9 protein-coding genes are annotated in these 12707 nt (G+C 43.1%); 6 read left to right on the forward strand and 3 right to left on the reverse strand.

Annotated elements, in window-relative coordinates; translation table 11 throughout:
* Positions 1 to 481 precede the first annotated feature (481 nt).
* Positions 482 to 1081 carry a hypothetical protein gene (locus J7I42_RS20520; protein ID WP_209140738.1) on the reverse strand — a complete coding sequence of 200 codons (600 nt, stop codon included), beginning with the start codon at positions 1079 to 1081 and terminating at the stop codon, positions 482 to 484.
* A gap of 557 nt (positions 1082 to 1638) precedes the next feature.
* Between J7I42_RS20520 and J7I42_RS20525 the strand changes: the two genes are divergently transcribed.
* The 6 genes from J7I42_RS20525 (at position 1639) to J7I42_RS20550 (ending at position 9602) form a co-directional block, all read left to right on the forward strand.
* Complete coding sequence (locus J7I42_RS20525) at positions 1639 to 2997, forward strand: UDP-N-acetylmuramate--L-alanine ligase (protein ID WP_209140739.1); 1359 nt, start codon at positions 1639 to 1641, stop codon at positions 2995 to 2997.
* Between the two features lie 129 nt (positions 2998 to 3126).
* Positions 3127 to 3897 (forward strand): 3'-5' exonuclease, encoded by a 771-nt coding sequence (locus tag J7I42_RS20530; protein WP_209140740.1) that lies wholly within the window; start codon positions 3127 to 3129, stop codon positions 3895 to 3897.
* A 91-nt stretch (positions 3898 to 3988) separates the two neighbouring features.
* Positions 3989 to 4789 carry a polyprenol monophosphomannose synthase gene (locus J7I42_RS20535; RefSeq protein WP_209140741.1) on the forward strand — a complete coding sequence of 267 codons (801 nt, stop codon included), beginning with the start codon at positions 3989 to 3991 and terminating at the stop codon, positions 4787 to 4789.
* A gap of 248 nt (positions 4790 to 5037) precedes the next feature.
* A complete protein-coding gene (locus J7I42_RS20540) occupies positions 5038 to 5913 on the forward strand; it encodes a DMT family transporter (protein WP_209140742.1) in 876 nt (291 codons plus the stop codon).
* Positions 5914 to 5965: 52 nt separating this feature from the next.
* Entirely contained in the window at positions 5966 to 6433 is a 468-nt protein-coding gene (locus tag J7I42_RS20545; RefSeq protein WP_209140743.1) for a hypothetical protein, read from the forward strand.
* 154 nt (positions 6434 to 6587) lie between these two features.
* On the forward strand, positions 6588 to 9602 hold the full coding sequence (locus J7I42_RS20550) for an alpha/beta hydrolase family protein (protein WP_209140744.1): 3015 nt from the start codon (positions 6588 to 6590) through the stop codon (positions 9600 to 9602).
* 160 nt (positions 9603 to 9762) lie between these two features.
* Here J7I42_RS20550 and J7I42_RS20555 read toward each other — a convergent pair whose 3' ends face one another.
* Both J7I42_RS20555 and J7I42_RS20560 read right to left on the reverse strand, forming a co-directional pair.
* Positions 9763 to 10479 carry a hypothetical protein gene (locus J7I42_RS20555; RefSeq protein ID WP_209140745.1) on the reverse strand — a complete coding sequence of 239 codons (717 nt, stop codon included), beginning with the start codon at positions 10477 to 10479 and terminating at the stop codon, positions 9763 to 9765.
* A 564-nt stretch (positions 10480 to 11043) separates the two neighbouring features.
* Positions 11044 to 12411 (reverse strand): dihydrolipoamide acetyltransferase family protein, encoded by a 1368-nt coding sequence (locus J7I42_RS20560; RefSeq protein ID WP_209140746.1) that lies wholly within the window; start codon positions 12409 to 12411, stop codon positions 11044 to 11046.
* Positions 12412 to 12707 lie beyond the last annotated feature (296 nt).

The following is a 12707-nucleotide window of genomic DNA, read 5'->3' on the forward strand; positions in this document are numbered from 1 at the left end:
ACCGCCTCTCCAATTAAGCTGCAGCATCTTACTGATTGGCAAGACGTGAAACGTGAAAGGTGAAACATGATACGGCAAACCGGCCTTCGCTGCGCTCAGGTCCGTCAATCGGCAATCGTGAATCGGCAATGGTAATGCGGGATTCGGCTGCGCCTTATGCCCGGAATAAGGATTACGATATTCGGCTTATGCCTCATATTTCCGAACCTGGATTGATTACCTCTTTATCTCTATTACAACATTCGGCTGGCGCCTCATGGCTGAAAGCTGGAACCCGGAACCCGGCTATACTTCCTTCATCTCTACTTGGTAATTGGGCTGGCGACTCATCCTCTGATCTTTATCCCCTCATCTTCTTATTCTCTCCCCCAAGAACGTAATAACCTAATAACTTAATTTATAGTCCAGCATATACAACTCATTGTATAACAAACTTTCCAATCTGGAACCTGCAACCTAAAACCTAAAACCTGTAACCTCCCTACCACTCCTCATCTATGTCATAATATCTCACCAGGCCATTCTCCTCAGGATGATCAATCAGGGATTTCAACCAGGCGGGTAGTACATACTTTCCAAAATAATACTTATATAAAGCAAACCCCGTACGGGTTAACCAGCAATACATTTTACCTTCATACTCTGTAACAATGATGTTTGTAACGTTGCCATAAAAATCTATAGTCAGGTCATAATTATCCGTGGCGTTTTTTTTAATGATCAGTTTGTTGCCAAACCATCCGCAACCTTCCAGTAGTTCTTTGAATTCATTATCCAGCTCTTGTGGGTATTCGCTTTCAGGAAAACTTACCAGCATATTCTTTAATGGCATTATATCCTTTACCTTAAATAAGATGATCCGTTCAGTACTCTGTACCCCTGATACTGGCCCTGATTCTATTACATCGCCCTGATAGAGATAACCTTCAAAAGTGTAAACAGATTTAAACGTAAACCATATATCCTGGTGAAGTCCTTCATCGAGTTCAGAAGTGGTTGTTATACGGTAGGCGGCTCCTTTGATTGGTACAATGTTACCTTCCCAATGGCCTTCATATGCTTCAATACCTGTCATTTGCATAGGCCGAAATTATACAAATAAATAGAGTTTACATACGTATTGGGTATAACGTTTATGTGTATTGTCCAGGCACTTAAAACAACATACAGTAGAAAGTGAAATAGTATGCAAAAAAAAATAGGTTACCGATAAAGTAACCTATTACTCAATATCAGGGTTTAATTAAATGTTAGCGTCCACCATATCCCACATATCCTTGTGTCCCTTTGCATCCTCCACGAGCGCCCCTTGATGCTGCGCAAGAGGTAATAGTTGCGCAAGCGAAAATAACCAGTGCTACGATAACGATAGTCCGTTTCATTTTTGTGATATTTAAAGTTTACAATTGCCTGATGAATAAATAAGGGCGATAACGATCATCAGGTCATTCAAAGGTTAACGGACTTAAGGGAGAGGAAAATTTCGAGAGGATTGGATAATATTTACTGTAAGATGCTCAAAATAACAAATAATATTCGTTAACTGCAAGGGGACGACCAAAATTTATTTGTATGTATATAAAAAGTTTTTGGTAATCGTTTCACCTTAAATACATTTAGCCGTAAATAAGTTGTTGAATGAAAGTACACTTTATAGCAATTGGTGGAAGCGTAATGCATCAATTGGCGCTTGCCTTGCACAAAAAAGGCTACCGGGTTACCGGTAGCGACGATGAAATATTTGAGCCTGCCCAATCGAACCTGCAGAAGGAAGGACTACTACCTGAAACCATTGGCTGGCATCCGGAAAAGATCACCGCGGACCTGGATGCCGTTATCCTGGGTATGCATGCAAAAAACGACAATCCTGAACTGCAACGGGCCCGTGAGCTGGGGTTAAAGATCTATTCCTTCCCCGAATACATATATCAGGAAAGCCAGGATAAAACCCGCGTGGTGGTTGGTGGCAGCCATGGCAAAACCACCACTACCTCCATGATCATGCATGCCCTGCGGAAAGCCGGGAAAGAGTTTGACTACCTGGTGGGCGCCCGCCTCGAAGGGTTCGATCAATCGGTACAGGTTACCCATGCTCCTGTTATAGTTTGCGAAGGCGATGAATATCCCGCGAGTGCCATTGAAAAGCGGCCCAAGTTCCATTTTCTTTTTCCTCATATCGCTATTCTTACCGGCATTGCCTGGGACCATATTAATGTATTTCCCACATTTGATTTTTACCTGGAACAGTTCACCATCTTTATCCAAAAGATTGAACCGGGTGGCCTGTTAATATACAATGAAACCGATGCGGTCTTAAAAAAGCTGGTGATCGAAAACAAACGAAAGGACATTCGTTATCAACCTTACCAGGTTCCTTTTCACACGATTGCCAATGGAAAGACCACCCTCACAATTGACGATCAAACCGGTGAGTTGCAGGTCTTTGGCAATCATAACCTGTTGAATTTGCATGCTGCCTGGTATGTTTGTCGCGACCTGGGTATGAATGCCGCCACTTTTGTAAAAGCCATTTCTTCCTTTACAGGTGCCGCCAAACGGTTGGAACTGCTGGCCCGCAATGAAGAGACCATTGTTTACCGCGATTTTGCGCATGCTCCCTCAAAGGTAAAAGCCACCATAGAGGCAGTGAAACAACAGTTTCCGAATCGTACACTTATTGCGGTGCTGGAACTGCACACCTACAGCAGCCTGAATGAACAGTTTATGAATGAATACAGAGGTGCCATGGACCGGGCCGATAAAGCCGTTGTGTTTTACAGCCGGCATGCCCTGGAATTGAAACGCATGCCCGAACTGCCTGCTGAAAAAGTAAAAGCCGGTTTTGGAAAACCTGGATTACAGGTGATCAATGATAAAGAAAATTTGATGCAATGGCTTCAACAGCAGAATTATAAAAATGCCTGTTTGTTATTAATGAGTTCTGGTAATTATGATGGGGCAGATATACTTACTTTTGCAAAGCAAGTGACCGGCTAATAATAAATTAGCCCTAAATTGTTACCTCTTTATTAGAAAATCTACATTCCGGAAGGGAAAAGTATGAGCATTTTATAATTTTTTACCTATACGCCTAATTTTATAACCATTATCAATTATCATTGTTGAATGTTGCAGTTAAAGAAGCCGCTGGCAATTATTGATCTTGAAACCACCGGGGTGAACCTGAGCTCAGATCGTATCGTTGAAATAGCCATTGTAAAAATTCAAACCGATGGCACCCGTCAGATTAAGCGTAAGCTACTCAATCCTGAAATACCTATCTCCGTCGTTTCGCGCGATTTGCATGGTATAACCAATGAAATGGTTAAGGATGCGCCCACATTTAAACAAGTGGCCAATGAGATCAAGCAGTTCCTTGATAACTGCGACCTGGCGGGGTACAACTCCAACCGTTTTGATATTCCCCTGCTGGCAGAGGAGTTCCTAAGAGTTGGGCTGGAATTCGATTTTAACCACCGCAGACTGCTTGATGTGCAAAAAATCTTCCATATGATGGAGCAACGCACGTTAAGCGCGGCATATAAATTTTATTGTAATAAAAACCTGGAAGGGGCCCATGGCGCTGAAGTAGACGCTGTAGCTACCTGGGAGATATTACAGGCCCAGATTGAGAAATATCCGCAACTGGGAACCAGCGTGGATGCTATAATTACCTGTATTGGCGATGATAATATTGTAGATTTTGCCCGTCGCATGATCATGGAGAATGGGGTAGAAGTATTCAATTTCGGCAAACATAAAGGCCGTTCCGTGGTAGATGTGTTAAAAGCTGAACCTCAGTATTATGATTGGATGATGAAGGGCGATTTCCCCATGCATACCAAGGCCAAACTGACCGAAATATTTAACAGAACCTTGTTAAAGAAGGGATTGTGATTTGCGTTCAATTTATTTACTTGCAAATGTGTATTTTATAATTACACATTTTGAATTATTGTACTTTCGTACTCCAATATCAATTTGAATTTTGGAAAATATCGTTATCATACCGACTTACAACGAAAAGGATAATATTGGTCATTTGATTGATATCATTTTTGCCCAATACAACAATTTTCACGTCCTTGTAATTGATGATGGCTCACCAGATGGCACAGCTGTGTTGGTAAAAGACCGCCAGGCGAAATACGCCGGCAAATTATTCCTTGAAGAACGGAAAGGCAAGCTCGGTTTAGGTACCGCCTATATTCATGGCTTTAAATGGGCCCTGAAAAGAGGCTATTCCTACATATTTGAGATGGATGCCGATTTTTCACATAACCCCAAAGACCTGCAACGTTTATACGAAGCTTGTTCAACAGGTGGCGCAGACCTGGCTGTGGGATCCCGGTATGTGAAGGGTGGCGGCACCATTAACTGGCCCCGGAACCGGATCATGCTGTCAAAGGGCGGGTCTTTATATACGCGCCTTATTACCTGGATGCCTGTAAGGGATACCACCGCGGGGTTTGTATGTTATTCGCGGGAAGTGCTGGAATCTATCAACCTCGACCAGATCCGTTTTCTTGGCTATGCATTCCAGATCGAAATGAAATTTGCAGCCTGGAAACTGGGCTTTAAAATAAAAGAGGTGCCCATTATTTTTGAAGACCGCAAATACGGCGTTTCAAAAATGCACAAAGGCATCGTAAAAGAAGGCATTTTGGGGGTACTTAAATTGCGCTGGCACAGCCTCTTTAAAGATTATCATAACCGGGTTAAAAATACGGGTTCCGCAAACTATTCGACAGTAAGCCAATCAGAAAAAGTGCTGGCAAAAACAAAATAAGATAATAATTTATATTAGTAGGTAGCCTCTTTAAAAATAAAAGTCATCCATTATAAAGTTTTATGAAGTAAGAAGTATGAAGTAGGAGGTGAGAGTTACGAATTATGAGGTAAGAAATTTGAAATTTATTAGGGAGCCCGATTATCGGGCTCTTCTTATTTCTTACTTCCTGCTTCTTACTCCTACTTCGTATTTTGAACTCTCTACCTCGCTTATATTTAATCTCTTTGTAATCTTCATTCTATCCTATGCGTAAAGCTTTTTTACAACTGCACATGGCTGTATTTCTGGCTGGTTTTACCGGAGTGCTGGGCCGGCTGATCACCCTGAATGAAGCCCTGTTGGTATGGTATCGGTTGTTGATAGCTGTAATAGTCCTGTGGGTGATCTTTTTATTGAAACGAAACGCCTCCCGCATTTCAATGGCTGGGATGGCGCGTATAGCAGGCGTAGGCGTTATTGTAGCGTTGCACTGGGTAAGTTTTTATGCCAGTATCAAGTATGCAAATGTATCAGTAGCGCTGGTTACTTTTTCGGCCCTCGGATTTTTTACCGCTATCCTGGAACCACTTATACACCGAAAACCTTTTAATAAGAATGAATTATTGCTGGGTTTGTTAGTGATTGCTGGTATCTATCTCATTTTTCATTTCGACCCGCAATATAAAACAGGGATCATTATTGGGTTATTCTCAGCACTGCTGGCCAGTTTGTTCACGGTGTGCAACGGGTTGCTTGTAAAGCGTTACAAACCTGAAACAGTTACGCTATATCAGTTAAACGGTGGTTTTCTGTTCCTCACTATACTCTTGCCTTTCTATTTGCATTTTGCCCCGGCAGGCCATCTGGTACCAACCCTGGCAGATACCGGCTATCTATTAGTGTTAGCTTTGTTTTGTACCGTGTGGGCATTTAACTTATCAATGAATGCATTGAAAAAGATCTCAGCCTTTACGGTAAATCTTACTTATAATCTGGAACCTGTGTATGGAATAGCACTGGCTTTTCTTCTCTTCAGAGAGGATAAATACTTATCCAGTACTTTTTATATTGGATTGTTTTTAATTATCCTGTCTGTTTTTCTGCAAACCTGGCTGGTATACAAAAGCAGAAAAAAAGGGTAGCATGCAACGATGGGGTTTAATACCATGTCAGTGGTTTAAAATACCTAAGCGTATGAAAACCACCTATAGCTACTTGATAGTTGCTTTAATGGTAACAGCATCGATTGCCTGTAAAAAAGACAAGGACGAAAAGAATTCTAAAGAAGATTTAATAAGTACCTGGGAGCTGGCTCAAATTCAGGCCGGCATGATTGCGGGGAAAACATATGAACCGGGTAATGGGAACCTGTTGACAATTAATGCTGACACCTATGCCTATTACAAAGATGGGCAGGTTATAGAAAAGGGAAATTATACCACGGCAGCAGATAATTCTGTTGAAGAAAACGTTTGTTTAGTTAACGTTAAAGACAGGTACAAAAGAAGCATTGTGTTTACAAACGTTACTCCTGCAAGAACAACCAATAAAACTTTCTATTACATAGAGAACGATAAGTTGTATTTGTTAAGTGGTTGCTTTGCTCTCGATGGAGGAGTTGACGCTGTTTACCGGCGCTCGAATCCGATCCCTGTAGACTAGTAATCAAAAATAATATGGTAGCAAGGACTGTTTCTTATTGTGAGGCAGTCCTTTTTTATATTAAATAAACATATTTAAGAACGGTTAAACGGCGGGATGACATTTTAGAAAAAAGCAGGGTTTGTATTAATTTTATTTTTCAACCGAACAACTCATGAGAAAATTACCCTGCATTTTCTTTTTGCTGCTGGCAGGCTTAGTCGCTACCGCACAAAAAAAGCCCCTTACCCATGCCGTATACGATGGCTGGCAAAGCATCAATGAACGCTACATCAGCAACAATGGTAAATGGGTGGTGTATACTATTACTCCCCAGGAAGGCGATGCCACGCTGGTTATTCAGGCTACTGATAATTCTTACCGTAAAGAAATTCCCCGTGGTTACGCTGCTGAAATAACCGACGACAACCGGTTTGTGATCTGTAAAATAAGACCGCTTTTTGCTGCTACCCGCGAAGCTAAGATCAAAAAGAAAAAGGCCGATGAGATGCCCAAGGACAGTCTGGCCATTGTTGCTGTAGGAAAAGACAGTGTGTTGCGCATTCCCCGTATAAAATCGTTTAAAACGCCTGAAAAGGGCACGGGGCAATGGCTGGCCTATTTACAGGAAAAAGCCCTGCCGGTGCCGCCCATAGTACCACAAGCTGATTCAACTGCCCAACTGAATAATTTGCTGCATATGGCCGACAGCCTTTCCCGCGTGGCCGATAGCCTTCGCAACAAGGCCAATGAAGCAAAAACAAAAGGACTGGCCACGTTAAAAGCGCCAAAGAAAGATGCCAAACCAAAGGCTGGCGACCCCATTGAAGAAGGCACCGAACTGGTACTGCGGAATTTATACACCGGAGAAGAAAAAAAATATCCTCTGGTAAGCGATTATTACTTCAGTGGTCCCGGTAATACCCTCATCATTGAAACAACCCGCAGCAATGCTGATACACTGAAAAAAGCGGCTATAGTGTGGCTCAATACGGCCACCGGAAAAATTGATACCGTCTTCCGTGGCTTCAACGACGCCAAAAGTTTTGGTCTCGATGAGGCCGGCACCCAACTGGCGTTTATTGCCGAACGCGACAGCAGTACCAAAGCCTTGCAGAAGTTCTATAAACTATATTATTACCGCACAGGCATGGACAGTGCCCGGATGCGGGTTGACAGAAAATCGACCGGTATTCGAAATGGATTTACGGTAAGCGAAACAGCGGTGCCTGAGTTTAGTAAGAACGGTCAGAAATTGTTTTTTGGGTTGATGCCGGTACGCAAACCCAAAGACACCACCCTGGTTGATTTTGAAACGGCCCGGCTCGACATCTGGCATTACAACGATGATTACCTGCAACCACAACAGCTGGTACAATTAAATACTGAATTACAAAGAAGTTATAAGGCGGTGTTGAATGGCAATGATGATAAGGTGATTCAATTAGGATCAGAAGATGCCGAGAACATAACGCTGCCAGATGATAACAATGTGGAGTACCTATTGGCCACCTCTACAAAAGGTAATCGGGTAGAAAGCCAGTGGCAGGGGTATGCAAGGACCAACGCTTATCTCATTTCCACCACCGATGGAAGCCGCAAACTGGTGAAAGAAAAACAACGCGGGTTCTTCACCATGTCACCAGCAGGAAAATATGTGATCTGGTACGATGGGGCGCAGAAAAACTATTTCACTTATTCAGTAAGTACCGGCGCAATTATCAATATTACCAAAAACATAAAAGTGCCTTTGTTCGATGAAGATGATGACCATCCGGATGATCCCCCGCCACATGGTATTATGAAATGGCACGAGAATGATAAATACGTGTATCTATACGACAAGTACGATATCTGGCAATGTGATCCTGAAGGGAAAAAAGCGCCTTCTAATTTCACCAAAGGAGAGGGCCGTTTACATAAGAACATATACCGGTATATTCAAACTGATAAAGAAGAAAAATTTATCAGCGATACACAGACCGTAGTGTTTAAAGAGTTGAATGAAGTGAGCAAACAAACCGGATTGAAAATTCATTCAATGGAAGGTGTGTTTTTTGATAATGGGATCTTTGGACCTTATCAAATAGGTTTGAATATTATAAAGGCCAAAAACGGGAATCAATTTGTTTATACAAAGGAAAGCTTTAACCAATCCCCGGTTTTGACAACATTATATGTTGCGACTGAAGAAGATACTGCATATGAGGCGAAAAAGGGAGTAGAACGGGGGACAGTTTTTAGGGATATTAGATCGGAAGTAGCATTATATGCTTCCAATCCGCAGCAAAAAGACTATAACTGGTTAACCTGTGAGCTCGTAAAATGGAAGATGTTCGATGGGAAAATGTCGGAAGGCTTGTTGTTCAAACCCGAAGATTTTGATGCAAAGAAGAAATATCCCATGATATTTTACTTCTATGAAAAATATTCCGACGATCTGTATCTATATCGCCAGCCTGCGCCCAGTGCCTCCACTATAAATATTCCGCTTTTTGTAAGCAATGGGTACCTGGTGTTTGTGCCCGATATCAGCTATAAAAAAGGCGAGCCCGGTGAAAGTGCCTATAATTCAGTAGTATCAGCTGCCAAATACTTTACCCAAAAGCCCTGGGTAGATTCAACAAAAATGGCCATACAAGGGCAAAGCTGGGGTGGTTACCAGGTGGCTTATCTGGTTACCCGCACCAATATGTTTGCTGCCGCTGAAGCTGGCGCCCCCGTATCGAATATGACAAGTGCCTATGGCGGCATTCGCTGGGGAACCGGTATAAACCGCCAGTTCCAGTATGAGCGTACACAAAGCCGTATTGGTTATACTTTGTGGCAACGTCCTGATCTTTACATCAAGAACTCCCCGCTGTTCAATGCCGATAAAGTAAAAACGCCATTGCTCATTACGCACAACGATGCAGATGGTGCTGTACCCTGGTACCAGGGCATTGAATACTTTACTGCTTTGCGCCGACTGGGTAAGAAAGTGTGGTTGTTGCAATACAATGGCGAAGATCATAACCTGGTGGAAAGAAGGAACCGTAAAGACCTGAGTATTCGCCTTTCTCAATACTTCGATCACTTTTTAAAAGGAGCACCCGCACCACACTGGCTGGCAGAAGGTGTACCAGCTACATCAAAAGGAATTGATTGGGGGACGGAGTTGGAGGAGAAGGAAGTAGGAAGTAAGAGGTAGGAAGTAAGAGGGGAGACGTTGCAGTTAACAGGTTGACAAGTTAACAGGGAATACAAAATAGGAAGTAGGAGGTAAGAAGTAGGAAGAACGCGAATATCGTACTTCCTACTTCTTACCTCTTATTTCATAAAATTATATTCCCAATGTATTTCATTAAAGATTAAGCTGCTTTAGAAATGTATCTAACCAAACTGCGTTTTGCTATGGGCAATAATGTCTCTGAGATCGGAAAAGTGAGCTCCGTTTCAATGGAATATACCGCCGGATTAGGCAGGTCGCGCTTGTTGCGCAACAGTTCCGCTTTAATATTCTCATAGGTGTTCACTATGTTACGTTCCCATTCACTCACATACTCTGTTCTGATGGCCCGGTACTTTTCATCGTGCTTTTCAAAAATGCTCAAACGGTACTGGTACACGAGTGTATGACGGAATGAACCTTCACTTAAAAAGAAGTAACCCTCATGCGTATCGAGCGGCACCAGTCCTACAGGAAAGATATTCAGTTTTTCCTCTACAAATTCATAGATCTCAGTACCGCTGCTGATGGCTGCTTTTAATTTATCGGCCGAAAAAGTAATGATGTCTTCCAGTTCCTGCATCAACTCGTCATCTCCAATTATCTGCTCGTACAACAATTGTAGTTTTTCTATTTGTATCCCGGTTAATTTTTTGGGGAATTGTTCCTGTAGGAATTTCTTGTTTTCCTTTAATGCCCGGAGGTTATTGTAATGAAATATTACATCAGATAATTGTGGGTACAATTTTGATTCATTGAAGTATTGGTTCACCTGTTGCAGATAGGCAAGAAGGGTGTATTTCTTTAACTCGAAATCAATATAACCTTCGGCAAACCATGTTTCTGAAAGCGTCTTCATATGATTACGTTTAGGTTTAGAAATGGGTTCCTTGCCGCATTGATAGTGCCAAAACAAATGGTTTTGTCGTTACTATCAATTTACAAAAAATAGACGATGTCCGGAAGGGATGGTTTAACTATTTTCAGTTAAATAGTATGTAAATCAGTGTCGCCTACGCCAAGGCTTGCACATTTGCTAAAGCTTCGGCGACACACGCGGGTGGCAACCGAGGGCAGAGCGTGTGATATTATTCTAAACGCCTGTTTTTCCTGCTTAGTATGTAGAAAAGGCAATAGGAAATGGGCAATAGGCAATGGGCAATAGGCAATGGACAATTATTGCCCATTGCCTATTGCCTCGCCCCAAATGAAACACATAAACCCACCCCTTCCCCCTCCCAGGAGGGGATTTTAATAAACAAGCATTAACTAAACGACATTGAATGGACAATAGGCAATGGGGCGCTTTCTTCAAGAGCTTGCGGCTAAAGCTTCGGCGGACAAGTCGGCGGGCGAGGCAGACGGCAAAAAAAAGCCACACGCTTTTCGCGGTGGCTTTAATATTGTTAGTTCAGATTGGTTGTTATATTGTTCTGTCTACAGAAAAGTTCTCCAATTCCTTGGCTACTGCACCCAGGAAGGTTGAACCCAGTGCACCATCGATAACCCGATGATCGTATGAAAGCGACAGGTACATCATGTGGCGGATGGCAATAAAATCACCTTGTTCAGTTTCTATTACCACCGGTCTTTTTTTGATGGTACCGGTTGCCAGAATAGCTACCTGTGGCTGGTTGATGATAGGGGTACCCATGAGGCTGCCAAAAGTACCCACATTGGTTAAGGTAAAAGTGCCACCCTGGGTATCGTCGGGTTTTAATTTATTATTACGGGCAGCATTCGCCAATGAGTTCACCTGACGCGTGAGCCCAACCAGGTTCAGTTGATCAGCATTGCGTATAACCGGCACTATAAGGTTGCCGGTGGGCAGGGCTGCGGCCATGCCAATATTGATATCTTTTTTTATGATCAGTTTATCGCCATCTACACTGCTGTTAAGCCAGGGATACTTTTTAATACAGCGAATGATGGCTTCTATAAATAATGGGGTAAAGGTGAGTTTTTCCCCTTCTTGTTTTTCAAACTGCTTTTTAACCTTATCGCGCCAGTGTACCATATTGGTAACATCAGCTTCGGTAAAGCTGGTTACGTGTGCACTGGTATCCTGACTACGGATCATGTGCTCAGAGATCATTTTGCGCATGCGGTCCAGTTCAACGATCTCCACATTACCGCTGTAGGATTGAATGTGCTGTTGTGGCTGCGGTTCAGGTTGTCTGACCTGTGGCAGAATAGTAGGCGTAGATTCTGCCTGCCGGTGAGCAGGGGTGGCCGTAACTGTAGCTGATGCAGCAGCGGGTTTGCCCGCTTTCTTATTGTTTACGTATTGCAGAATGTCTTTTTTGGTAACGCGGCCTTCGATCCCTGTACCTGGAATGTTTTCCAGCTCGCTAAGGCTTACGCCTTCACTGGTAGCAATATTCAGTACCAGGGGCGAATAAAAACGGCCTCCGTTCTGTGTCACGGGCTGGTGGGTGAACGACTCGCTGGTAACCGGTTTATGGTATGAATCTGCTGCCACAGCACGGTTCTCGGCTATTTCAACAGCCGGGCTGGTAACCGGCGTATGGGTGGTTGCTGGTTCTGCAGCATTTGACCTGATGCGGGCCAGCACTGTACCTACAGGCACCACATCATTTACATTGAAAAAGGTTTCTTCTAATACGCCTTCGGCAGTAGAAGGTACTTCACTGTCCACCTTATCGGTGGCTATTTCGAGTACCGCCTCATCCATCTTCACTGTTTCTCCGGGATGTTTAAACCACTTTAAAATAGTGGCTTCTGTAATACTTTCACCCATTTTAGGCATCACCAGGTCAACTAGAGCCATATGCAATTGCAGATTTTATTTCCCAACCAGAGGTCAGGAAGGTTTACGATTTCCTTTGACCGCCGTAGCTTTATGCGAAGGCGGTTTAGTCTTGTAAGGGTAACGATCGGTCCGCCTGCGCTGTTCGGCTGCCTTAGCCTTGACGACGGCAGCAGGGTTTCGGCGGACATCCGCCTACGCTAAAGCTTTGGCGGACAATGACGGATTAAAGACTGAAGCTGCGAACTTATTAATTAATAAGCAAACCGCAACATCCTGTCGGCGCGAAGATAATAATTTATACTAACAAGTGTTTG

Origin of the sequence: Niastella soli, assembly GCF_017742245.1 — a bacterium.
Classification (GTDB): domain Bacteria; phylum Bacteroidota; class Bacteroidia; order Chitinophagales; family Chitinophagaceae; genus Niastella; species Niastella soli.